This is a genomic window from Sphaerisporangium sp. NPDC005289, assembly GCF_040607455.1.
GTDB lineage: Bacteria > Actinomycetota > Actinomycetes > Streptosporangiales > Streptosporangiaceae > Sphaerisporangium > Sphaerisporangium rhizosphaerae.
Genome location: NZ_JBEXGS010000007.1, coordinates 162782 through 185114, shown reverse-complemented (window position 1 = coordinate 185114; position 22333 = coordinate 162782). Strand labels below are relative to the sequence as shown.

22 protein-coding genes and 1 pseudogene are annotated in these 22333 nt (G+C 71.6%); 18 read left to right on the top strand and 5 right to left on the bottom strand.

Features of this window, described 5'->3' with window-relative positions; translation table 11 throughout:
- The first annotated feature begins 14 nt into the window (after positions 1-14).
- From ABZT47_RS14900 to ABZT47_RS14875, 6 genes are all read left to right on the top strand, one after another.
- On the top strand, positions 15-608 hold the full coding sequence (locus tag ABZT47_RS14900) for a dihydrofolate reductase family protein (protein ID WP_354841050.1): 594 nt from the start codon (positions 15-17) through the stop codon (positions 606-608).
- A complete protein-coding gene (locus ABZT47_RS14895; protein WP_354841047.1) occupies positions 605-1069 on the top strand; it encodes a PPOX class F420-dependent oxidoreductase in 465 nt (154 codons plus the stop codon). Before ABZT47_RS14900 ends, ABZT47_RS14895 begins: the two co-directional genes overlap by 4 nt.
- A 547-nt stretch (positions 1070-1616) precedes the next feature.
- Positions 1617-2990: a lectin gene (locus ABZT47_RS14890; protein ID WP_354841044.1), complete on the top strand. Its 1374-nt coding sequence runs from the start codon at positions 1617-1619 to the stop codon at positions 2988-2990.
- A 167-nt stretch (positions 2991-3157) separates the two neighbouring features.
- Positions 3158-3532 (top strand): MmcQ/YjbR family DNA-binding protein, encoded by a 375-nt coding sequence (locus tag ABZT47_RS14885; protein ID WP_354841041.1) that lies wholly within the window; start codon positions 3158-3160, stop codon positions 3530-3532.
- A gap of 158 nt (positions 3533-3690) precedes the next feature.
- Positions 3691-4443 carry a maleylpyruvate isomerase family mycothiol-dependent enzyme gene (locus tag ABZT47_RS14880; RefSeq protein ID WP_354841039.1) on the top strand — a complete coding sequence of 251 codons (753 nt, stop codon included), beginning with the start codon at positions 3691-3693 and terminating at the stop codon, positions 4441-4443.
- A 92-nt stretch (positions 4444-4535) separates the two neighbouring features.
- Positions 4536-5180 (top strand): restriction endonuclease, encoded by a 645-nt coding sequence (locus ABZT47_RS14875; RefSeq protein ID WP_354841036.1) that lies wholly within the window; start codon positions 4536-4538, stop codon positions 5178-5180.
- Positions 5181-5258: 78 nt separating this feature from the next.
- On the opposite strand, the gene ABZT47_RS14870 is transcribed toward ABZT47_RS14875, so the two are convergent.
- A complete protein-coding gene (locus ABZT47_RS14870) occupies positions 5259-6524 on the bottom strand; it encodes a serine hydrolase domain-containing protein (RefSeq protein WP_354841033.1) in 1266 nt (421 codons plus the stop codon).
- Between the two features lie 193 nt (positions 6525-6717).
- On the opposite strand from ABZT47_RS14870, the gene ABZT47_RS14865 reads away from it, so the two are divergent.
- From ABZT47_RS14865 to ABZT47_RS14845, 5 genes are all read left to right on the top strand, one after another.
- Positions 6718-7929 carry a pectinesterase family protein gene (locus ABZT47_RS14865; protein ID WP_354841030.1) on the top strand — a complete coding sequence of 404 codons (1212 nt, stop codon included), beginning with the start codon at positions 6718-6720 and terminating at the stop codon, positions 7927-7929.
- Between the two features lie 253 nt (positions 7930-8182).
- Positions 8183-8602, top strand: coding sequence for a hypothetical protein (locus ABZT47_RS14860; RefSeq protein WP_354841028.1), 420 nt, complete (start codon positions 8183-8185; stop codon positions 8600-8602).
- Complete coding sequence (locus ABZT47_RS14855) at positions 8592-9878, top strand: hypothetical protein (protein WP_354841025.1); 1287 nt, start codon at positions 8592-8594, stop codon at positions 9876-9878. Before ABZT47_RS14860 ends, ABZT47_RS14855 begins: the two co-directional genes overlap by 11 nt.
- A 95-nt stretch (positions 9879-9973) precedes the next feature.
- Positions 9974-10561: a hypothetical protein gene (locus ABZT47_RS14850; protein WP_354841022.1), complete on the top strand. Its 588-nt coding sequence runs from the start codon at positions 9974-9976 to the stop codon at positions 10559-10561.
- A gap of 52 nt (positions 10562-10613) precedes the next feature.
- Positions 10614-11507 carry a hypothetical protein gene (locus ABZT47_RS14845; protein ID WP_354841019.1) on the top strand — a complete coding sequence of 298 codons (894 nt, stop codon included), beginning with the start codon at positions 10614-10616 and terminating at the stop codon, positions 11505-11507.
- Between the two features lie 121 nt (positions 11508-11628).
- Here the strand turns inward: ABZT47_RS14845 and ABZT47_RS14840 are convergent, their stop codons facing one another.
- On the bottom strand, positions 11629-12159 hold the full coding sequence (locus ABZT47_RS14840; RefSeq protein WP_354841016.1) for a dihydrofolate reductase family protein: 531 nt from the start codon (positions 12157-12159) through the stop codon (positions 11629-11631).
- A gap of 92 nt (positions 12160-12251) precedes the next feature.
- Complete coding sequence (locus ABZT47_RS14835) at positions 12252-12449, bottom strand: hypothetical protein (RefSeq protein WP_354841013.1); 198 nt, start codon at positions 12447-12449, stop codon at positions 12252-12254.
- Positions 12450-12620: 171 nt separating this feature from the next.
- Here ABZT47_RS14835 and ABZT47_RS14830 point away from each other — a divergent pair, with 171 nt between their 5' ends.
- From ABZT47_RS14830 to rbsD, 6 genes and pseudogenes are all read left to right on the top strand, one after another.
- Positions 12621-13724 (top strand): LacI family DNA-binding transcriptional regulator, encoded by a 1104-nt coding sequence (locus ABZT47_RS14830; protein ID WP_354841010.1) that lies wholly within the window; start codon positions 12621-12623, stop codon positions 13722-13724.
- Complete coding sequence (locus tag ABZT47_RS14825; RefSeq protein ID WP_354841007.1) at positions 13721-15250, top strand: sugar ABC transporter ATP-binding protein; 1530 nt, start codon at positions 13721-13723, stop codon at positions 15248-15250. The genes ABZT47_RS14830 and ABZT47_RS14825 overlap by 4 nt, the downstream gene beginning before the upstream one ends.
- Positions 15234-16190, top strand: a pseudogene (locus ABZT47_RS14820) (ABC transporter permease); the annotation flags it as partial. The gene ABZT47_RS14825 and the pseudogene ABZT47_RS14820, both read left to right, overlap by 17 nt.
- A gap of 176 nt (positions 16191-16366) precedes the next feature.
- The gene (locus ABZT47_RS14815) at positions 16367-17326 is read left to right on the top strand and encodes a D-ribose ABC transporter substrate-binding protein (protein WP_354841004.1); all 960 of its coding nucleotides are present in this window, start codon (positions 16367-16369) and stop codon (positions 17324-17326) included.
- 269 nt (positions 17327-17595) lie between these two features.
- Positions 17596-18483 (top strand): ribokinase, encoded by an 888-nt coding sequence (locus ABZT47_RS14810; RefSeq protein ID WP_354841001.1) that lies wholly within the window; start codon positions 17596-17598, stop codon positions 18481-18483.
- Positions 18480-18869, top strand: a complete 390-nt coding sequence (rbsD, locus tag ABZT47_RS14805; RefSeq protein ID WP_354840999.1) for a D-ribose pyranase — start codon at positions 18480-18482, stop codon at positions 18867-18869. The genes ABZT47_RS14810 and rbsD overlap by 4 nt, the downstream gene beginning before the upstream one ends.
- A 135-nt stretch (positions 18870-19004) precedes the next feature.
- Here the strand turns inward: rbsD and ABZT47_RS14800 are convergent, their stop codons facing one another.
- The gene (locus tag ABZT47_RS14800) at positions 19005-19859 is read right to left on the bottom strand and encodes an alpha/beta hydrolase (protein ID WP_354840997.1); all 855 of its coding nucleotides are present in this window, start codon (positions 19857-19859) and stop codon (positions 19005-19007) included.
- Positions 19860-20048: 189 nt separating this feature from the next.
- On the bottom strand, positions 20049-20825 hold the full coding sequence (locus ABZT47_RS14795) for a maleylpyruvate isomerase family mycothiol-dependent enzyme (protein WP_354840995.1): 777 nt from the start codon (positions 20823-20825) through the stop codon (positions 20049-20051).
- A gap of 504 nt (positions 20826-21329) precedes the next feature.
- Here ABZT47_RS14795 and ABZT47_RS14790 point away from each other — a divergent pair.
- Positions 21330-22298, top strand: coding sequence for an alpha/beta hydrolase (locus ABZT47_RS14790; RefSeq protein ID WP_354840993.1), 969 nt, complete (start codon positions 21330-21332; stop codon positions 22296-22298).
- Positions 22299-22333 lie beyond the last annotated feature (35 nt).

Here is a 22333-nt window from a genome sequence, read left to right as displayed (position 1 = left end):
GAAGGATCACGCGGATGAGCAAGGTCATCAGCGCCCACGCGGTGTCGGTCGACGGGTACATCACCGGTCGCGAGCCGGGCGCGGGGCGCGGCCTGGGCGACGGGACGATGCTCTTCGACTGGTACTTCGACGGCGACACCCCCAGCCAGGTGTTCGAGGGGTTCAAGCTGAGCAGGCCCAGCGCGCGCCTGTTCGACGCCCTCGCCGGGCGCGTCGGCGCGCTCGTGGCGGGCCGCAACACCTACGAGGACTCCGACCACTTCGGAGGCGGCGGACCCCACCCGACGGCCCGGCCGTTCATCCTCAGCCACCGGCCGGCGCCGGAGATGACCGAGCGGCAGACCCTGGTCACGACCGGCATCGAGGACGCGGTCGCCGCGGCCCTTGCGGCCGCCGGCGGCCGGGACGTCTTCCTCATGGGCGGCGGGGTCGTGACCGCGGCGTTGAAGGCGGGGCTCGTCGACGAGGTGGTCCTCCACCAGGTGCCGGTCCTGCTCGGCGGCGGCCGGCCCTTCTTCCAGGCGCTGCCCGAGCACGTGCGGCTCCGCCTCATCCAGGCCGTCCCGGCGCCCGGGGTCACCCACCTGCACTACGCGATCGAGCGATGACCCTCGCCACCGGCAACCTCACGTCGCCCACCGGCGACCACGGCCACCAGCCCGCCCATGACCCCCGCCAGGAGATGACCACGATGCTCGACCCCGAAGTGCGCCGCGTGCTCGACGGCACCTCGATCGCCCACCTCGCCAGCGTCCTGCCCGACGGCGCGCCCCACTCCGTTCCTCTCTGGGTCGGCACGCACGGCGACCACGTCGTGATCATGACCGGCCCGGGCTCCCGCAAGGCCCGGAACCTTCGCCGCGACCCGCGGGTCGCGCTCTCCCTGACGCCGCCGGACGACCCGTTCCGGCCGGTCATCATCCGCGGCCGCGTCGTCGAGTGGCTGGAGGGCGACGCGGCCTGGACGGTCGTCGACCGGCTGGCCGACAAGTACATCGGGCGGCCGTACCCGCGAGACGAGGAGCGCGTCGTCGCGGTCATCGAGCCCGCGCCGGCCCGGACGACCTGACCACGGCGCCCCATCTCCGTCCCTGCCTGGCACCGGCCGAGCAGGTGCCCGTCCGACGAGGAACCGATCTGATTCGAGCGCCCATGCCGGCAGCGCCCGTGCCCGGCCGGGGCAGGCGGAAATGGCCTGGCGCCACGTCATCGAACGCGCGAACCGTTCCGGTGAAAATTTCACTACATGTGTCAAATGTGGTCATACGTCTTACCTGGTCAAGGCAGGAGACAAGTGAGGAGCGCATCGCGACGAGACGGGGCGTCGTTGACAGGTCCCGTCACCGTCGGATGTGCTCCGCTGTGCGTCACCTCACACCAGCGCGAAGAGAATGCGAAACGGTTCGACACGCTCCGGACGCTCGACCCTCGAAACGCGGTCCGGCCGCGGAGAGGGCCCCGGGACGCATCCCCTTCCGCCGGGATCCGGCGCCGCCGCGTTCACCCGGAACGTGCCGGATCAACGGCCGGCCATGCCTGCCGGCCGATGTCTCACCCCTTGATCAAGGAGAAATGATGATTTTCTCTCCCCCATCCCTCGCCGAGGGGACCGTCCCATGTTGAGACACAGATCCATCTTCGGGGCGGTCGCCGTCGCGGCACTGCTGGTCCTGGCCACGGGCCAGGCGGCGCTCAGCAGCATCCGCGAGAGCGCGTCGGCCGCGGCCGCGCCGACCAGCGGATGCGGCAAGGCCCCCACGCTGGCGAGCGGCTCGCACACGATCAGCAGCGGCGGCCAGAACCGCAGCTACATCCTGCGGGTCCCGCCCTCCTACGACAACAACCGCCAGTACCGGTTGATCTTCGGGTTCCACTGGGTGGGCGGCACGGCCAACGACGTCGACTCCGGCGGAACCGACGGGTACAACTGGTCGTACTACGGCCTGAGGCGACTGGCGGACGCCGCGAACAACAGCACGATCTTCGTCGCGCCGCAGGGCATCGGCAACGGCTGGGGCAACTCCGGCGGCCAGGACGTGACCTTCGTCGACAACATGCTGAGCCAGATCGAGGCCGGCCTGTGCGTCGACACCTCGCAGGTCTTCTCCGCGGGGTTCAGCTACGGCGGCTCGATGACGTACGCGCTGGCCTGCGCCCGGCCGACGGTCTTCCGCGCGGTCGCGGTCTACTCCGGCGGACAGCTCAGCGGGTGCAGCGGCGGCACCCAGCCCGTCGCGTACATAGGTGTCCACGGACTCCGCGACGGCACGCTGTCCATCGCCACGGGACGGTCGCTGCGGGACACCTTCGTCAGGAACAACGGCTGCACCGCGCAGAACCCGCCCGAGCCGGCGCAGGGCAGCCTGACGCACGTGGTCACCTACTACTCGGGGTGCCGGGCCGGGTATCCGGTCGCCTGGGCGGCGTTCGACGGAGGCCACGACCCGGGTCCGATCGACGGGTGCACCTGCGGCGGCTGGAAGAGCTGGACCCCGGCAGAGGTGTGGAAGTTCTTCACGCAGTTCCAGTCCGGCGGCCCGTCGCCCTCTCCCTCGCCCACGGTCTCCCCGACCCCGACCCCGACCCCCACTCCCACCGCAGGTGGCGCGGGCGCCATCCGTGGCGTCGGATCGGGCCGGTGCGTGGACGTGACCGGCGGCTCGCAGGCCAACGGCGCGCAGGCGCAGATCTCCGACTGCAACGGGCAGGCCAACCAGCAGTGGACCACGACCAGCGCGAGTGAGCTGCGGGTGTACGGCAACAAGTGCCTGGACGTGAACGGCGGCGGCACGGCCAACGGCTCCACCGTGATCATCTGGGACTGCAACGGGCAGAACAACCAGAAGTGGCGGTTCAACTCCGACGGCACCATCACCGCCGTCGGCGCCAACAGGTGCCTGGACGTGCCGAACAACGCCACCGCAAACGGCACCAAGCTCGCCATCTGGGACTGCAACGGCGGCGCCAACCAGCGCTGGACCCGTACCTGATCCCACTACGGAGATCCTCGGGCACCACCCTCGCCGGGCCGGCCGATCGGCCCGGCGAGGTCTTTTCTGCTGACCGCCAGGCGTTCGGCCCGGACCCCCGCAGGTCATCGGCCGGCAGTTCTGGGCGCCCCGGCGGAATGTCGGTGGGGGCGGTTACCGTGCCGACCGTGACCACTGAAGACGAGCGGACGATCACGGTCGAGGACGTGCGGCGGGTGGCGATGTCGCTCGCCCGCACCGAGGAGGCGCTGGTCCGCGACCACGTGAAGTTCCGGGTGCGGGGCATCGTCTACGCCTCGATCTCCCCCGACGAGACGCTGATGGGGTTCGGGTTCCCGAAGGAGGAGCGCGCCGCCCTGGTCGCCTCCGAGCCGGAGAAGTTCCTCATGCCCCTGCCGTCCGACGAGCGCTACCAATGGGTCCGCGCCCGGCTGTCGGCCCTCGGCCACGACGAGATGCGCGAGCTGGTCACCGACGCCTGGCGCATGGTCGTCCCCAAGTTCCTCATCCGCGCCCACGACGAACGGCAGGCACGTCCCTGACCCACCGACCGGGCGAAGGAACCTCCCTGACCCACCGATCGGAAGGCAGGTCCTCCCTGACCCACGAGTGGGCAGGAAGGACCTCTCTGATCCGCCGAGTCGGGAGGGGCGGGGAAATGGGTGAGCGCGGAAGTCCGGTGGGCTGGTTCGATGGGGGCATGGAATCCTCCCGTCTTCTCCAGCATCTCGCGGAGAACTTCTCGCTCCTGCGTGCCGCCGTCGTCGCCACCGACCCCAAGGCCCCCGTGCCGTCCTGCCCCGACTGGACCGTTGCCGATCTGGTGGAGCATGTCGCCAAGGTCTATCTGCACAAGGTCGAGTGCATCCGGCTCGGCGCGTTCCCCGACGACTGGCCCGAAGCCATCCCCGCGGACCCGGTCACCGCGCTCGACAGGTACTACGAGCGGCTGACCACCATCTTCGCGGAGCACACGCCCGCCGACCCGGCGGCCACCTGGCACGAGCCCGACCAGACGGTCGGGTTCTGGATCCGCCGCATGACCCAGGAGACCGTCATCCACCGCGTCGACGCCGAGCTCGCCGCCGGGGGCGGCCTCTCCCCCATCGCCGGCGACCTGGCCTTCGACGGAGTGGACGAGGTGCTGAAGCTCTTCGTGGGGTACGGGAGCACCCGCTGGAAGGACGAGTTCGGCACGCTGCTCGACGCGCCCGACTCCCGGCCGCTGTCGGTCGCCACCGGCCACCATGCCTGGATCCTGCGGGCCGTCCCGGGCGAGGTGGAAGTGCGGGACGCCGCCACCGGCTTCGACGGCGACGCCCTGGTGAGCGGCGAGGCCGAGCCGCTGCTGCTGTGGCTGTGGAACCGCGGCGGCGGCGACGCCGTCCGCCTGTCCGGCGACCGGGCACTGCTGGCCCAGTTCCAGGCCCTGCGCACCGCCGCCACCCAATGACCGCCCGCCCGCGCCGTTGAGCGGGCCCGGAATTGTCGGTGGCGGCGTTCACACTCGTCGGTGAGACCACCTGACTTCCGAGGAGGTTCCCGATGGCGCGACGACGGCCCGCCCGGCGCGGCGGACGCGGCTCCGGCGGTGAGGGCATCATGTGGGCGGTCGCGGGGCTGGTGGCGGCGGTCCCCCTGGTCAACGCGACGGTGAAGTTCGTCCGGGCGTCGTGGCCGGGGCTGCTGATCGCCACCCTCGCCGCCGGGGCCGTCCTGCTGGGGGTGGCCTTCCTGGCGGCCCGCCGGGCGCGCCGCCATCGCGACCACTACCTCCAGGCCAACGCCCGCCTGGAGGCCATCGACCGCATGAGCGGCGAGCGGTTCGAGCACCTGGTGGCCGAGCTGCTGCGGCGCGACGGCTTCCGCAAGGTCCGCGTGGTGGGCAAGGCCGGGGACGGCGGGGTGGACATCCTGGCCACCGCCCCGGACGGCCGCCCGTTCGCCGTGCAGTGCAAACGCTGGACCGGCAATCTCGGCGCTCCGCACGTCCGCGAGTTCCTCGGCGCTCTCGCCCACACCTTCGCCGGTCACACCGGCGTCCTGGTCACCTCCAGTGGGTTCACCCCGCCCGCCCTTCGCGAGGGCCAGGCCGCGGCCCTGGCCATGGTCGACCGCGGCGACCTCGCCGAATGGGCCCTCGGCACTCCTCTCCCCGCCCTCCTGACCCACCACCGCCTCAGCGTCTGAGGCCCCGGCCGGCGCCGGCCCGCACCAAGCATGAACCCGCCGTCAGCCGGCACGGCCGTCAGAGGGAGTGAGAGAGAGTCAGAGGGAGTAGGCAGGGAACAGGTCGGTGGTGGGCCAGGTGGTCACGGCGTTGGCGGCCTTGTGCAGCAGGGCGTCGATGTCTCCGTACCCGAGGCCGGAAGGGTCGTCGCGCTGGTCGAAGAGCACGACCCAGCTCAGGCCGTCGTTCCTGCGCACCATGAGGGTGGAGGTGCCGGGGAGCGATCCGTCGTGCCAGGTGTTCCTGCCGGTGCCGCCGGTGACCGGGCGCACCATCCAGCCGAGCCCGTAGTACCAGCCGTCGGCGTTGACGCCGGTGGCGGGCTTGGCGAACGTCTTGGTGATGGAGGCCGAGGTGAGCACCCCGGCGGCGTCGTAGAGGCGGGTGAACCTGGCCAGGTCGACGGCCGAGGAGAGCCAGCCGCCGTGGCCGGCCATGTTCTCCAGGTTGAAGCCGCCGTACGGGGCCTGGACGAGCGCGCCGGTGGTGTCCAGCACCGTCGAGCCGGGCTTGGTGGAGAAGTACGGCACCTCGGTGGAGCGCCGCAGGGACTTCGCCGACCTGCCGAGCACCATCCGGCCGATCTTGATCGGCGCGAGGATCTTCTGCTGCACGTAGGTGGCGTACGCCTGCCCGGAGACCTTCTCGATGACCTTCTGCAGGAGCAGGTACCCGTAGTTGGAGTAGGCGTACTTCGTGCCCGGGGCGAAGTCCATCCGGCGTCCGCTCACGTACTTGATGATCTGTGCCTGGGTGACGGGCAGCGTCCCGCCGACCGCCGCGGCGACGGCGCGGTCGGCGAACATCGGGTCGGGGGTGACGGCGCGGTCCCAGCCGCCAAGATGCTGCAGCAGGTGAAGCACGGTGACGCTCGCGAGCCGGGCGTCGGCGGCGGTGCTCAGCCCGAGCAGCGGCGCGACCTTCGCGGTCAGGCTCAGCTTGCCGTCCTGCACGAGCTTCATCACGGCGGCCGACGTGACCGGCTTGCTGAGGCTGGCGACGCGGAACAGCGAGGTCGGCTGGGCGAGGAAGGTGGTGTTCTCGGTCCAGTTGTAGCCGCGGGCCAGCACGAGCCTGCCCTTGCGCACGACGGCGAGCGAGGCGTGCGGGATGCCGCGCGCCTGCATGAACGCCTTGAGCGTGTTGTCGAAGGACGCCAGGCTTGAGGCGCTCTTACCGGTGACCTTCCACACCTGGGCGGCGGCCCCGCCGCTCGTCCCGGCGACGGCCGGCAGCGCCCGCGACGCGGCTCCCACCGTGGCGGCCCCCGTGAGCAGCCGTAGCGTGTCTCTGCGCGTGAGCATGCGAATCCCCCGATCGACGATCAACTCGGCTCATGACAGGCCGAGGATCTGTAAAGGATCTTACGGGTAGCCGTTGAGCTCCGTGACGGCTTCGCCGGGGTGTGCGCCGGTATTGACAGGGCCATGGTGGCTCCTTAGCTTTCAGGTGTTCTCATACATGGAAGCCGTTCACATGTGTGTACGAGGAGAGGCCATGTCGTCATCCCCAGGGTCCTTCGCGCGGCGTCAGGTGCTGGCCGGCGGCATGGCCGTCGCCGCCGGCGTCCTGCTCGCCCCGGCGGCCGCCCTCGCCGGCACATCCGACCCGGACACCGAGGCCCCAGACGTCCAGGACCCGACCACTCAGGGCTCGGCCACGAACGACGCGGCCGCCTCGGGCGCGCGCACCCGTCCGTTCGGGCGCCATGGCTCCCCGGCCCACCGGCTGCACGAGCGCACCCTGTACGTGGACGCGCAGGGGCGGGGCGACCACACCACCGTCCAGGCCGCCGTCGACGCGACCCCGGACGGCCCCGAGCGCGGCTGGACTCTGGTCATCGCCGCGGGGACCTACCGGGAGACGGTGACGGTGGCCCGGGCCAAGACCGGCCTCGCCTTCGTCGGCGCCACCGGCGACCCCCGCGACGTCACGATCGTGTACGGCAACGCCTCCGGCACCCCCAAGCCGGACGGAGGCACCTACGGCACCAGCGGGAGCGCCACGACCACGGTCCAGGCCGACGGGTTCACGGCGCTGCGCCTCACCTTCGCCAACGACTGGCTGCGCGCCGACCACCCGGAGGTCACGGCGACGCAGGCGGTGGCGGCGAAGGTCATGGGCGACCGGTCGGTGTTCGACGGGTGCCGCTTCCTCGGCCACCAGGACACCCTGTACGCCGACACCGTCGGCCTGGCCGCCTTCGCCCGGCAGTACTACCGCCACTGCCACATCGAGGGCGACGTCGACTTCGTCTTCGGCCGGGCCACCGCCGTCTTCGACCGGTGCGCGCTGGAGATCCTGCCCCGGGAGGTGACGTTCCGGCCCTACGGGTACGTCTTCGCGCCCAGCACGGCCGCAGCGAACCCGCACGGGTTCCTCGCGGCCAGGTGCGCGATCAACGGCGCGGTCCCCGACGCCTCCTACGGCCTGGCCCGCCCCTGGCGGCCCGGCAGCGACCCGACCGCCGTTCCGATGCTGACCGTCCGCGAGACCCGGATCGGGCCCGGCATCGATCCGGCCACCCCCTATGTGGACATGAGCTCCGGCTATCACTGGCAGGACGCGCGCTTCGCCGAATATCGCAATTTCGGCCCTGGCGCCGCGATTCCCGTCCCGGAGAAACGGCCCCAGCTGACGCCCGCGCAGGCCGCCGAACGGACCGTCCGCACGCACCTCGGCGATTGGCGCCCGTCGATCGAGATATAGCGTCCGACGGCCCGGCGACCCAGCGGAACGGGTCCCCACCTGGGGTTCGACGCCGTCCACGGAAACACTCCCGCCGCCCTCGCCAGGGCCGACCGATGTCCATAACTCGTCGTTGACATGATTGTCGGTTCCTTACTCAGTAAACATTCATGCGAAATGCCACGATGCGTGGAAAAACTCCGCGGGGCGCTGCATACTGGCCTGGCATCAGCCGTCCAGTGGGGAACGCGTCGCACGCAGAGGAGTTCAAGCGATGGATCCCGCCCTGGCCGGCCTCGCCGCCGCCGCGGGAGCGGCTCTGGTCCAGGCCATGACCCGTGACACCTGGGAGGCGACCAAGGCGCGCCTGGGGAAGATCTTCGGCCACCACGCCGCCGCCCGCGCCCCCGACCTGGTGCGCGAGCTCGAGAGCAGCGAACGGCGCCTGCGGGAGTCCCCCGTGGTCCTCGCGCCGGTCGCCGAAGAGGAGGGCCGCCGCTGGGCGGGCCTGCTCGCGGACTTCCTGGCCGAGCACGGGGAGGCCGCCCCCGAGGTTCAGGACCTCGTGCGCGACCTGCACCTCGCCGGGCGCGACTCCTTCACCGTGGTGCAGCGGATCACCGCCGGGCGGGACGCCTACACCGCCGGCCGCGACCAGAACGTGCCCCCGGGCGCGGACGACGATGAACGGTGACCGCGTCCAGCGGGTGGCGGCCCGGCGCGACGCGTACACGGCCGGACGCGACCTGCACGTGACCGTCGTGCGCGAACAGCCGGGACCGTCCGGGGCCCTCGCGCCGGCGCGGCCGGGGGTCTCCCGTGCCCCCGGGCGCGCCGCGCGCGACGGCCGCGGGGCGGCATCCGGCCAACGCGGGACGACGTACGACGGGGTCGGGACGACGTACGACGGGACGATGTACGAGGGCCGCGAAGGGGGTGAAAGGGGTGTCTACCGGCGGGAACGGTCGCTGTTCATGCACTACGTCAACCCGGAGATCCTGGCCTGCCAGGGCCGGGACGCCACCGGGCACGACACCGGGCGCATCCTCGAACAGGCACTGCGCACGACGCGCCTGGCCGTCCTGCTGACCGACGCCTACCTCATCTTCCCCTCCTCGTACATGTTCGAACTGCCATGGTTCGCGGTGTTCCTGGAGCGGATGGCGCCGCTGGTCCGCGAAGGACTGGTCCGGCACACCTCGCCCACGCCGGAGCTGACCGCCTACCGCGACCTCAAGGCCCGCGAGTACCGCCACGACGAGCGCAATCCGTACTCGGCGCCGCCGCCCCGGCTGCGTTCGGCGCCGGAGCCCATGTGGTACCCGCGCTTCGGCAGACCGACGGCCGCCGGCATCACCGAGCTGTGGGTGCGGGCGCTGGCCCCAGGAGGCGACCTGACCGGCGTCGTGCACGCGATGGCGCGCGCATGGCGTCGCCCGCACGGCAGGGTCGCGAACATCCTGGCGAAGTCGCCCGACCGGCTGGAGGGGCAGGCGTTCGTCGCCCGCTTCGTCGCCAGGACGCTGCCCGCGCCGGTGCCGGGGGACGCCGGGAGCCTGCTGGCGCTGTTCCTGTCGGCCGCCTACCTGCGCTGCTATGTCCGCGACCTGGACACCGCCGTTCTCATGGACCTGCCGATCGGGCCGCTCTCGTGCCGGCTCGGCGAGACGGAGGAGGGGATGAAAGGGCGGGTGCTGTCCTCCCGCCGCCTCGATCTCGCGCTCCGATGGCTGCGCGTGGATCACTTCGTGCACCGCACGGCGACCTGGAAGGAGCTCGTTCTTCTGAGATCCAGCCCTGAGTTCGGCATGATGACCTCGATGCTGTTCGGGAACGGCTCGGCGGACGCCTTCAGGCTCGCGGTCATCGGCGCCGGGAGGTCGCGGCGCTTCGGTCCCGCCGTCACCTGTGGGGACGCGCTGTCCAACGTGGCGGCCGTGGTGGACCGGATGGCCCGCACGCCCGGCTGACCGCTCCCGGTATCCCGCGCCGGACCGGCCGCGGGCCGGGCGTCCGGGGCGGGTGAGCGCCGCGGGCGGTGCGATCAGGGCGAGGGAAAGCACCAGTGAAGGTCTCGGTGTACTGCTCCGGTTCGATCACCAAGGGTTCTCGCGACCGCGGGAAGCTCACGTGGTCCGACACGGAGAGGATGGAGGTCGCCAAGGGAGCCGCGCCGCACGAGGTCGTCTTCCTCAACCCCGACGACCCGATCACCGACCCGGGCAACACCCTCGGGCAGTTCGGCCGTGACATGTACCAGGTCATGATCGCGACAGCGGTCGTGGTGGACGCGCGCGAGAGGCGGGGCCTGGGCATCGGCGTCGAGATGGCCGCCGCGGCGGCCTTCGGCACGCCCGTCGTCACCGTCGCGCCGCCGAACTCCAAGTACCGGGCCGACCTGCTCGAATATCGGGGAGCGACCGTCCGCGACTACGTCCATCCGCACGTCGCCGCGCTGTCGGCGGCCGTCGTCGAGGACTTCCTGCGCGCCGGCGAGGCCCTCGCGGCGTTGGTGGAGGCCGGTGGCGTGCCCGCGACGGGCGACGTGCCCGGCTGGCTCGGCGGGGCGATCAGCGAATACCGCCACAACGTCCTCCACGGGGACGTCCCGATGCTGGAGGCGCTGCGGCTGCTCGACCGAACCCCGGGATGACCGGCACCACCTGAGGGCCGGCCCGGATCCTGGACGACCCGAAGGAGGCCCCATGGTGCTCGACACCGAAGGCAGCACCGCGGAACTGATCGAGACCGGGACGCACGGCTCCCGGCTCTACGTCGTGCGCAACGAGGCGCTCGAACGCATGCTCTTCGACCGCAACCTCATCGGGGCCGGATTCCGGCGCGCCTGCCTGGCGTCCAGCCGTCACTTCGCCGGCCACCTCGCCGACGAGTACGACCCGGCCAGGACGGCCGAGCTGGTGATCCTGAGCAAGGGGCTGGTGTACCAGCTCGGGGACGCGGTCCTGCGGCAGAGCGGGCACAATCTGCCGCTGAACCTGGTCGCCACCTCGCGCGTGGTCGTGTCCGGCGCGTCGGCGCACGTCGAGGTGCCCTACGCGCAGATCGAGGCGCCCGCCGACACGCTGCTGATCGCCGACACCGTCGCCTCCGGGGCCACCGTCATCGCCGCCGTCGGCCGCTACCTGGAGACGCACGCGCTGAAGCGGCTGTACGTCCTGTCCTACGCCGGGGCGCTGCGCGGGGCGCGGCGGATCGCCGCGTACTGCGCGGCCAGGGGCGTGCGTCCGACGTTCCTGTTCGGACTGGCCGCCTTCGGCCTCGGCCTGAACGGCTTCGACCTGTCCTTCCTGCACCCTGAGACGGTCACCCGGCGCGCGTACGTCGAACGGGCCGCGCGGCAGTTCTCCGGCAAGGCGGTCTCGGCGGTGGGATGGGACTTCGGCTCCCAGGTGACCGCGCCGGGCAAGTACCGGCGGCTGTGCTGGCTGGAGGCCGAGGTGTGGGGCCTGCACGGTAGCGACTGCCTTGCAGTGGCCGAACGGCCCGAGAGCTGGTCGGGGCTCGTCCACGAGCGCGCCGCCTACGCCGCCGCGCTCGGCCCCGGCTGGAAGCGCGTCATCGACGCCCCGGACAGGTGACCCGCGACAGCCGACCCGCCGGCCTCGGGGAGGCGGGCGTCCGCCGGTCGCCACGCCCGCCTCCGCCAGGACGACCCGGGGTCGCTCCGCCCGGCGATATCCATCAGGCGCTGCGCATGGTTCAGCGGCTGTAGTCCAGGAACAGCGTGCCGTTCTTGCCCCGTTCGACGTCGAGCAGCGTCCACGACTGTACGTCGTCGCCCTCGAACACCCGCCTGCCGTGCCCCACCACCGCCGGTGCGACGACCAGCCGCAACTCGTCGACGAGCCCGGCCTGCAGCAGGGAGCGCGCCAGGTCGATGCTGCCGTGGACGCCGATGTCACCGCCGGATCCCTGCTTCAGGGCGGTCACGTAGTCGCGCACCGGGGTGGTGACCGGGGTGGAGTTCGCCCACTCCTGGGTGAGCGGGCTGGAGGTGACGACGTGCTTGCGGGTGCCGTTGATGAAGTCGGCGAAGGGCTGGAAGTCCGACGTGGGCCAGTAACCGGCCCAGTAGTCGTAGGTCCCGCGTCCCAGCAGGACCTCGTCCTGGGTGGAGATGACCCGGTCGAGGTAGGCGATGAGCTGGGGGCCGTCGTCGGCCATCCAGTCGCCGTCCTCGAAGGCGATCCCGTCCAGCGACATCAGATGGTAGAGCACGATCTTGCGCATGTGGCACTCCTAGCCGTTGATCGCGTTCGTGGCGGAGATGCTACCGCGCTTGCGGGCCCGATCCGAGCGGCCGGCCTGGCGAGAGGGCGGGCTCAGAGGCCGCCGGCCTCGCCCCATTTGCGGGCGTCGAAGGCACGCTCCGGGACGTCCTGCGGAAGGTCGGTCTTGATCTCTTCCACCATCTGGCTCGGCAGGATCCGCTCGGGCAGCTGCCCGAACCTGACGAAGCGCAGGAAGGCGTACTCCTCGTCGGTGAAGCGCTCCGCGAGCGCGTCGTCGTCCTGGCCCATCGGTGACCTCCTCGGTGCCGGATCCATTGTCACCGGCGGCCACCCGGAGCCGCAATGCGGACCTCTCACCCGTTTCCGGGGTCGGATGATGTGACACAGGTCACGAGATGTCCGGTTTACAGCCATGTAATCGATTACATACCCTCATGAAATCGATTACATGGAGGACCGATGGCCCGGATCAAGGATGTCGCCGCGCACGCCGGCGTCTCCGTCGCCACGGTCTCCCGCGTGCTCAACGACAGTCCATCCGTCACCGAGGAGACCAGGAGCCGGGTGTACGCCGCCATGACGGCCCTGAACTACGTGCCGAACGCCGTGGCGCGCTCCCTGCGCACCGAGGCGACCCGGACGCTCGGGCTGATCATCGGCGACATCCTCAACCCGTTCTTCACCGAATTGGCGCGGGCCGTCGAGGACGGGGCGCGGGAGGCCGGATACACCGTGGTCATCGGCAACGCCGACGAGCGGGCCGACCAGCAGGACCACTACGTGCGCACCCTGCTGGAGCAGCGGGTGGACGGGCTGCTCATCTGCCCGACCGCCGAGGTCACGCCGCTCATCGAGGAGGTCGCGCGCGGCGGGCGGCCGCTGGTCTTCCTGGACCGGACCCTTCCCGGCCTGGACGTCCCCTCGGTGCGCGCGGACGGGACCGAGGCGATCAGACGGCTGGCCGGCCACCTGCGCGCCCTCGGCCACCGGCGGGTCGCCTTCATCTCGGGGCCCGGCACGCTGTCCACCGGCCGTGAGCGGACAAGGGCGTTCCTCATGGCGGCGGCCGAGACCGGGCTGGAGGTGCCCCCGGAGTACGTCCGGGTCGGCGACTTCCGGGCCGGCAGCGGGCAGGCGCTCACCGCCGCGTTGCTGGACCTTCCCGAGCCGCCCGAGGTCATCTTCCTGGGCGACAACCTCATGGCACTCGGTGCGCTGGACGAGATCCGGAAGCGGGGGCTTCGGATACCCGGCGACATCGGGCTGGCGTCGTTCGACGACGTGCCGTGGTTCAGTCACACCGACCCGCCGGTCACCGCGATCAGCCAGCCGACGGCGGAGCTGGGCCGCGGCGCGGTGCGCGTGCTGCTGGACATCCTGGGGGGGAGGCGCGCCGACTCGGTGGTGCTCCCCGCCCACCTCGTCGTCCGCGAGTCCTGCGGCGAAGCCCGACCGCACGCACGTCCCCCGGACGGGCACGACCGCACACCGGACGGGCACCCGGACACACCGGACGGGCACGGGGACACACCGGACGCGGTCGTCGGAAGGGGAACGGCATGAGCGAGCGGGGGGCGGGCCGCACGGACGCGCGGGAGGTCCTGCGGGTCGAGGGCCTGGGCAAGCGGTTCCCGGGCGTGGTGGCCCTGGACGGCGTCGACCTCGTACTGCGCGCGGGAGAGGTGCACGTCCTGCTGGGCGAGAACGGCGCCGGCAAGAGCACGCTGATCAAAATGCTCTCCGGGGCCTACCACCCCGACTCCGGCCGCATCCTGGTGGACGGCGCGCCGGTCGAGATCCGTTCGGCGGCCGGCGCCCGGCGGCTCGGCATCGCCACCATCTACCAGGAGTTCAACCTCGTCCCCCAGCTCACCGTCGGGGAGAACCTCGCCCTCGGACGGCCGCCACGCCGGTTCGGCCTGGTCGACACCCGGCGGATGCACGAGCAGGCCCGCGGGCTGCTGGCGCGGGTCGGCGTCGAGGTGGACCCGCGCACGAAGGTCGCCGACCTGGGCATCGCCCGCATGCAGATGGTCGAGATCGCCAAGGCGCTGGCGCTGGACGCCCGCGTCCTGATCATGGACGAGCCGACCGCCGTGCTGACGACCACCGAGGTCCAGCGGCTGTTCACCATCGTCCGCCAACTGCGCGACCAGGGGGTGGCGGTGGTGTTCATCACCCACCACCTTGAGGAGATCGCGCAGGTCGGCGACCGGGTGACCGTGCTGCGGGACGGGCGCTCGGTCGGCGAGGTGCCGGCGACGACGCCGCAGGAGGAGCTGGTCCGGCTCATGGTGGGCCGGCCCATCGACCAGCAGTACCCGAGGCAGGCCGCCGACGCCGGCCCGCCCCTCCTACGGATCAACGGCCTGACCAGGGCCGGCGCCTTCACCGACGTCTCCTTCGAGGTGCGGGCGGGGGAGGTCGTGGGCCTGGCGGGCCTGGTCGGCGCCGGCCGCACCGAGGTGGCGCGGGCCGTGTTCGGCGCCGACCGCTACGACTCGGGCGAGGTGCTGATGGACGGCCGCCCGCTCCCCCGCGGCGACGTGCACGCCGCGATGGAGGCCGGGCTCGGCCTGGTCCCCGAGGACCGCAAAGGCCAGGGGCTGGTCCTCGGCGCGGACGTCGCGGAGAACCTGGGCCTGGTCACCCTCCGCCGCGCGACCCGCGGCGGGTTCGTCGACCGCTCCGGGCAGCGGGCCGCGGCCGGCCAGGTCGCGGCGCGGCTCGGCGTGCGGATGAGCCATCTCGGCCAGGAGGTCCGCACGCTCTCGGGCGGCAACCAGCAGAAGATCGTGATCGGCAAGTGGCTGCTCGCCGACGCCCGCGTGCTCATCCTTGACGAGCCGACGCGGGGCATCGACGTCGGGGCCAAGGTCGAGATCTACCAGTTGATCAATTCGCTCACCGCCTCCGGGCACGCGGTCCTCATGATCTCCAGCGACCTGCCGGAGATCCTCGGGATGAGCGACCGCGTGCTGGTCATGGCCAGAGGCAGGCTCGTCGGCGAGCTCGACACGGCCGAGGCGACACAGGACTCGGTGATGGCCCTGGCCGTCACCGAGGTGGAGGATGCTCGTGTCCACTGACGTGCTCACCCGGCGCCCCGCGCTGCGCGGGCTGCTCGCCGAGAACGGCCCGGTCGTCGCGCTGGTCGTGCTCGCGGTCGCGCTGTCGCTGATGTCCGGCGACTTCCTGACCGTGACGAACCTGCTCAACGTGGGCGTGCAGGCGGCGGTCACCGCGATCCTCGCGTTCGGCGCGACGTTCGTCATCATCACCGGCGGCATCGACCTGTCCGTCGGCGCGGTGGCGGCGCTGTCGGCGATCACGCTGGCCTGGACGGCCACCTCCGCCGGGCTTCCCTGGCCGGTGGCGGCGGTGGTCGCGCTGGTCGTCGGCCTGGCCTGCGGGCTGGTCAACGCCGCGCTGATCGCCTACGGCCGGCTGCCCCCGTTCATCGCCACGCTGGCCATGCTGGGCGTGGCCCGAGGGCTGGCGCTGGTCGTCTCGCAGGGCAGCCCGATCGCGATGCCCGACGCCGTCTCCCGTCTCGGCGACACGCTCGGCGGGTACCTGCCGGTCCCGGTGCTGGTCATGGCCCTCATGGGCGTGGTCACGGCGGTCGTGCTGAACCGCACGTACGCCGGGCGCGCGATGTACGCCATCGGCGGCAACGAGGAGGCCGCCCGGCTGTCCGGCATCAAGGTGGACCGGCAGAAGCTGATCACCTACGCCCTGTCCGGGGCGTTCGCCGCGATCGCCGGCATCGTCCTGGCCAGCCGCCTGGCCTCCGCGCAGCCGCAGGCGGCGTCGGGCTACGAGCTGGACGCCATCGCCGCCGTCGTCATCGGCGGGGCGAGCCTGTCCGGCGGCAAAGGCCGGGCGCTCGGCACCCTCGTCGGCGCGCTGATCCTGGCCGTGCTGCGCAACGGCCTGAACCTGCTGTCGGTATCGGCCTTCTGGCAGCAGGTCGTCATCGGCGTGGTGATCGCGCTGGCGGTGCTGGTCGACACCCTCCGCCGCCGCGGCTCCGGCTGAACGCCCCGGCGCCGCGCCACCGTCACCGCCCCGGCGCCGCGCCACCACGCCGCCCCGCCATACGCCCGCGGCGGCGGCCGGGCGGCCGCACCGCCCGCCCAGACCGTCCATGCCCTCTGTCCCCGACCTTCCGAACCACCGCGACACCAACGAGGTAGACCATCATGCGAATCCCCGCCCTTGTCCTGGCCGGCGCGGCGCTCACCCTCGGGCTCGCCGCCTGCGGCTCCGGCTCCTCCGGAGGCGCCTCCTCCGGGGGTTCCGGCGGCTCAGGCGGCTCAGGCGTGAAGATCGGGATGTCGATCTCCACGCTCAACAACCCCTACTTCGTGCAGTTGCGCGACGGAGCCGAGGCCGAGGCCAAGAAGCTCGGCGCCACCCTGACCGTCACCGACGCGCAGAACGACGCGTCCCAGCAGGTCAATCAGGTGCAGAACTTCACCAGCCAGAGCATGAAGGCGATCATCCTCAACCCGGTGGACTCCGACGCCGCCGCGCCCGCCGTCAAGCTGGCGGAACGGTCCAGCATCCCGATCCTCGCCGTCGACCGCGGCGTCAACAACGCCCAGGTCGCCCAGACGGTCGCCTCCGACAACGTGGCCGGGGGCAAGCTCGCGGCCAAGGAGCTGGCTGAGCAGCTAGGTGAGAAGGGCAAGGTCGTCGTCCTGCAGGGCGTCGCGGGCACCTCCGCCGCGCGCGACCGCGGGCAGGGCTTCACCGACGGCGTCAAGGCCTACGCCGGCATCCAGGTCGTCGCCCAGCAGCCGGCCGACTTCGACCGGACCAAGGGCCTGGACGTCATGACCAACCTGCTCCAGTCCCACCCGGACATCACCGGCGTCTTCGCCGAGAACGACGAGATGGCCCTCGGCGCCATCAAGGCCCTCGGCGCCAAGGCCGGCAAGCAGGTCAAGGTCGTCGGCTTCGACGGCACCCCCGACGGTCTCAAGGCGATCCAGGCCGGCACCCTGGCCGCCAGCGTCGCCCAGCAGCCGGCGTTGCTCGGTCAGCAGGCCGTCCAGAACGCCGTCAAGGCCGCCGGCGGCGAGAAGCTGCCGGCCACCCTCGACGTGCCGGTGAAGATCGCCACCAAGGACAACCTCTCCGAGTTCTCGGCCTCCTGACCGTCATGGCCACCGATGAAGTGATCAACGACCGCCCCCCGGACGGCCCCGGCGACCCCCATGCCGCCGGAGGCGCACCGTGGCCGCGACCCGACGGACCCGCCACACCCCCCAACGCCGACCCGGACGAGCCCGTCGCAACACGCCGCAGCAACCCAGACCAGCCTGTCGCAACCACTGGCAGCAACCCGGACGAGCCCGTCACGACCCCTCGTAGCAAACCGGACGGACCCGTTACGACCACCGGCGCCGGGCCGGGCGGTGGTGTAGTGCCGTGGCTGTACGACGTCGTGGTCGTGGGGTCGGTCAACATGGACCTGGTGGTCCGCGTCGACCGGCGTCCTCGCCCCGGCGAGACCGTCCTCGGCTCGGACCTGGCCACCTATCCCGGCGGCAAGGGCGCCAACCAGGCCGTGGCCGCCGCCCGGCTCGGCGGGCGCGTGTCGATGCTCGGCCGGGTCGGCGACGACGCCTACGGCGGGCTGCTCCGCGAGGCTCTCGAACGCGACGAAGTGGACCTCCGCCACCTGCGGCCGACGGCCGCGCCGACCGGGGTGGCGATGATCTCGGTCGGGCCGGAGGGCGACAACAGCATCATCGTCTCCCCCGGCGCGAACGCACGGCTGAGCGAGCAGGACGTGGCCGAGTCCGGCGACCTGCTCCGTTCGGCCCCGGTCGTCTCCCTCCAATTGGAGACGCCCCTGCCCACGGTCCTCGCGGCGGCGCGGGCGGCGCGCCGCGTGGTCTTCAACCTCTCGCCGCCCGCTCCCGTGCCGGACGAGTTGCTGGCCCGGTGTGATCCGCTCGTCGTGAACGAGCACGAGGCCGCGATGGTGCTCGGCGTGGCGGCGCGGCCGCACGTCCAGGCCAAGGCGCTGCTCGCCCTCGGCCCCCGGTCGGTGGTGATCACCCTGGGCGCGGACGGCGCCCTCGTCGCCGACGCCTCGGGGATCACCGCGATCCCCAGCCCGCGGGTCGAGGTGGTGGACACCACGGGCGCCGGGGACGCGTTCACCGGCGCGCTGGCCTGGCGGCTGGCGCGCGGTGACAGCGTCGCCGCCGCCGCGGCGTTCGCGGTGCGGGTCGGCGCGGCGACGGTGCGCGCGGCGGGGGCCCAGAGTTCGTTTCCGACCTTGGAGGAGGTCGAAGGGCCATGAAACGCACGGGCATCCTCAACGCCGCCCTCGCCGGGGCCATCGCCCGGCTCGGGCACACCGACGAGGTGCTGATCTGCGACAGCGGCATGCCGCTGCCGTCCGGCGCGCAGGTCGTGGACCTGGCGTTCCTGCCAGGGATCCCCTCGTTCGCCGACGTGCTGGACGGCATCCTGGCCGAGATCGTGGTCGAGAGCGCCATCGCCGCCCAGGAGGTCCGCTCGGCCAACCCCGGCTGCGCCGCCCTGCTGGCAGAACGGCTCCCCCGCCTGTCGCATGTGCCGCACGAGCGGCTCAAACACCTGACCGGCGCCTGCAAGCTCATCGTCCGCACCGGCGAGGCCCACCCCTACGCCAACGTCATCCTCCGCTGCGGCGTCGCCTTCTGACCGGTCGGCCCCCTTCCAGGGACGCCCTCCCCCAGCAGCCCGTCACTTCACCTCGCGGCCGCCTCAGCACCCTGGTTACCGGCCCGTCAACGAAGTGGCCCCGGGAAGACCATGGTCAAGAGCAGCAAGGACGCCTCACGCGGTAACCTCAGCACACCCCATGGCCGGTCCGTCACCGAAGCGGCCGGCGGGAGGGCCATGGTCAAGGGCGGCGAGGATGCCCTTCGCGGTCGCCTCGGGCATCTCGGCGTGCGGGTAGTGTCCGGCGCCCTCGACCAGCAGAAGCGCAGCCGGACCGCCCAGCTTGGCGGCGATCGACCGCGCCTCGGCCGCCGGGTCGGCGAAGTCGCGGTCCTTGGTGCCCATGACCACCAGCGCCGGACAGCGCACCTCCGGATAGCGGGTCACCACCCCTGCCAGGGACACCTCGATCTGGGCGCGCAGCGCCGCTGCCCGTCCCGGCTCGCGCAGGTTGGTCCTGATCGCGCGCAGGTGGTCGTCGAAGTCGGCGGGCCGCGCGGTCGGGTAGGACGAGCGCAGGAACATGCTCCACAGATACGGATTGCGGCCCACCGCCCGCGAGGCGAGCCTCATCCACGACTTGATCGGCGTGTCCCCGGAGAACGAGCCGATCAGCACCAGCTCGGCGACCAGCCCGGGCTCCCGCGCGGCCGCCCATACCGCCGAGGCGCACCCGATGGAGTGCCCGACCACGATGGCCGGACCGCCGAGTACGCGGGCGAGGGCCAGCACGTCCTCTCCGATCGGCACGACGTCGTAGCTCGGCCAGTCGGCGCTCGACTCCCCATACCCGCGCACGTCCATCGCCGCCACCCGGTACCCGGCCCGCGCCAGACGCGGCCCCAGGAGCCGGAAGGTCGCCCGCGTGTCCCCCATCCCGTGCACCAGGATCACCGGCCGCCCGTCCTCGGGCCCCGTCACGTCGTACGCGACCCGCCCGCCGGCCCTCTCCAGAAACCTGGTCCGCATCGCCGCTCTCCTCCCACTTGACGAGAGCACCGCTCTCCCGCAGGACCAGTCAACACGAGACCACCCATCACCGTCAAGAGCACCGCTCTCGAACAAGTGCACTGACTACCAACCCCCATGGCGGCAGAAGGACGCCGCTCCCCCCACCGCAACCAAGCGCCGCCACCGCCGTCACCCTCTCCCACCGGGTCAGAAGGCGGTCTTGGTCAGCCAGCGGTCGAGGAGGGGTCGGTCGCCGAAGATCTCGTAGCGGTCCCCGGCGGGCTCGCGGCGGCCGTAGAGGAGGAGAAGGAGATCACCGGCGGTCCCGCGTACGGCGACGTCACCCTTTCCGTGGCCCCGCTCCCAGGTGAAGCCGCCGGGCACCAGCGTCACCGTCCACTCCCCCGCCTCGCCGGCGTCCGTGGCATGGAAGTGCAGCCGCTCTCCGCTTCCCGCCGGCTCGGCGAGGCCCTCGGCGAGCCACGGGGCGACCCGCAGATTGTCCAGGAGTTCCTCGGCCCCGTCCACCGCGACCGGCACGGCGATGTCCGGCTCGCGCCCGAGCGCGATCTCGGCGTCCGCCCGGTGCACCGTGGACTCGTGCAGCATCCGCCGCGCCCAGAACACCGAGTTCGTCTCGCCTCCCCATGACCACACCGGGACCCCTCCCCCCGCCGCCCGCAACGTCGCCACCAGGGTTTCGCCGCCCTCTGCCAGCCAGGAGGAGTACGCCGCGTCGTCCTCCGGCAGCTTCACCGGCACCTCCCGCGACGTGACCGGCGTCCGGGTCCGCTCACGGACGATGTGCTCCGCCCACCGATGGATGATCCCGACGTGCCTGACCAGCTTCCCCACCGTCCACCCCGGACAGGTGGGCACCTCCACCGCGAGGACGGGCCCCTCCACGACCTCCGCGAGCCGCGCCACCTCCGCCTCGACCGCCGAACAGTACCTCTCGTGCGACCAGCCATCTCCCACAGTCATGCCCGTGAGCGTAACCCCGCACCGTCCCCACACCGAGAGGGAAACCCGCCCCGGCGGCATTACATGGTGACGCTTCGGACACCAGATCATCCGTCGGACATGTGTCACAGTAATGGCAAATGGCGATGAAACCTCCACAACAACCGCAGAGAGTCCTGGCGCGAAGACGCCCATAGGCGCACAGAATGGCAACCAGAGGGCTGGAACGAATGCTTTTAGGGGACCCGTGACCCGAAGCGCGCTATGGTAACCCGTACCTACGTCGCGTAAGGTTGAGGGACCTTCGCTGTGCGGTTCGGCAAGGCCGACGTTGGAACATCTCAAGGCGTCGGCTCATCCGGGCAGGCCCGGCGGGGTGCACTCCTACGTCACGCCTGTGCACGCATCGTGTCATGGCACGTGTATTTTCGGCCATGATTGCGCCGGGGAGGCATCCGCGTCTCGGTGAACCCCACCGGCCGCGGGTATCCCTCGGCTCGACGACGCTCTTGGATGGGGAGAGATGTGCTGACCGAGCACGATGTGCCGCCGACGCGTGACGTGAGGCTGCAAGATGGCGTGCCCACAAGGAGCATCCCCTACGGGCGAGACGGCCGGCTCGCCGTCACCGAGTGGGGCGACCCCTATGGCACTCCCGTCTTCTTCTTCCACGGCACTCCCGGATGCCGCGTGGGGCCACTGCCCAAGACATCCTTCCTCTTCCGTCACCGGATCAGGCTCATCTGTTACGACCGCCCTGGTTACGGCCGTTCCACCAGGCGCGAGAAACGCGCGGTGAGCGACGGCGCCGACCAGGTGCGCACCATCGCCGACCGGCTCGGCATCGAGCGTTTCGCGGTCGTCGGCCGATCGGGCGGCGGGCCGCACGCACTGGCGTGCGCGGCGCTCCTGCGTGAGAGGGTCACCAAGGCGGCGACCCTGGTGACGCTGGCGCCGCCCGACGAAGGCCCCGACGGCATGGGCCGCCGGTGGTACGACGACATGGCGCCCTCCAATATCAAGGAGTACGAGGCCGCGTCGCAGGGCACCCGGTATTTCACCGAATTCCTCGAGCCGAGAGCCCAGGATATCCGCGAGAAACCGACCTCCCTGATCCGCGGGTTCTTTCATGAACTTCCGCAGTCCGATCGGCGTATCGTCATGAATGCGGTCGTCCGTAAATCGCTGACCCAGGGTTATGAAATCGCGTTGAAGAGCTCTTTCGGCGGCTGGGTGGACGACGCCGTGGCATTCCGCAACCCGTGGGGGTTCGACCTGGCGCTCATATCGGCCCCCGTCCGACTGTGGCACGGCGCGGATGACATCTTCTCCCCCGTGAGTCACACTGGATGGCTCGCCGAGAAGATACGCGGCGCCGAACCGCTCATCCAGCCGGGCGTCGGTCATTTCTCGGCCATTTACGCCCTGCCCAGCCTTCTCACCTGGCTCACGGCCGGGGCGCCGTCCTTCGCCCGGCCGGCTTACTGCGGATGAGCGCCGCCTGACCCACGGGTTCGGCACGGCCGGAC

Coding starts and splice junctions, on each gene's coding strand:
- ABZT47_RS14900 (WP_354841050.1), top strand. CDS start 15: ATGAGCAAGGTCATCAGCGCCCACGCGGTGTCGGTCGACGGGTACATC.
- ABZT47_RS14895 (WP_354841047.1), top strand. CDS start 605: ATGACCCTCGCCACCGGCAACCTCACGTCGCCCACCGGCGACCACGGC.
- ABZT47_RS14890 (WP_354841044.1), top strand. CDS start 1,617: ATGTTGAGACACAGATCCATCTTCGGGGCGGTCGCCGTCGCGGCACTG.
- ABZT47_RS14880 (WP_354841039.1), top strand. CDS start 3,691: ATGGAATCCTCCCGTCTTCTCCAGCATCTCGCGGAGAACTTCTCGCTC.
- ABZT47_RS14875 (WP_354841036.1), top strand. CDS start 4,536: ATGGCGCGACGACGGCCCGCCCGGCGCGGCGGACGCGGCTCCGGCGGT.
- ABZT47_RS14870 (WP_354841033.1), bottom strand. CDS start 6,524: ATGCTCACGCGCAGAGACACGCTACGGCTGCTCACGGGGGCCGCCACG.
- ABZT47_RS14865 (WP_354841030.1), top strand. CDS start 6,718: ATGTCGTCATCCCCAGGGTCCTTCGCGCGGCGTCAGGTGCTGGCCGGC.
- ABZT47_RS14860 (WP_354841028.1), top strand. CDS start 8,183: ATGGATCCCGCCCTGGCCGGCCTCGCCGCCGCCGCGGGAGCGGCTCTG.
- ABZT47_RS14855 (WP_354841025.1), top strand. CDS start 8,592: ATGAACGGTGACCGCGTCCAGCGGGTGGCGGCCCGGCGCGACGCGTAC.
- ABZT47_RS14845 (WP_354841019.1), top strand. CDS start 10,614: ATGGTGCTCGACACCGAAGGCAGCACCGCGGAACTGATCGAGACCGGG.
- ABZT47_RS14840 (WP_354841016.1), bottom strand. CDS start 12,159: ATGCGCAAGATCGTGCTCTACCATCTGATGTCGCTGGACGGGATCGCC.
- ABZT47_RS14835 (WP_354841013.1), bottom strand. CDS start 12,449: ATGGGCCAGGACGACGACGCGCTCGCGGAGCGCTTCACCGACGAGGAG.
- ABZT47_RS14830 (WP_354841010.1), top strand. CDS start 12,621: ATGGCCCGGATCAAGGATGTCGCCGCGCACGCCGGCGTCTCCGTCGCC.
- ABZT47_RS14825 (WP_354841007.1), top strand. CDS start 13,721: ATGAGCGAGCGGGGGGCGGGCCGCACGGACGCGCGGGAGGTCCTGCGG.
- ABZT47_RS14815 (WP_354841004.1), top strand. CDS start 16,367: ATGCGAATCCCCGCCCTTGTCCTGGCCGGCGCGGCGCTCACCCTCGGG.
- rbsD (WP_354840999.1), top strand. CDS start 18,480: ATGAAACGCACGGGCATCCTCAACGCCGCCCTCGCCGGGGCCATCGCC.
- ABZT47_RS14800 (WP_354840997.1), bottom strand. CDS start 19,859: ATGCGGACCAGGTTTCTGGAGAGGGCCGGCGGGCGGGTCGCGTACGAC.
- ABZT47_RS14795 (WP_354840995.1), bottom strand. CDS start 20,825: ATGACTGTGGGAGATGGCTGGTCGCACGAGAGGTACTGTTCGGCGGTC.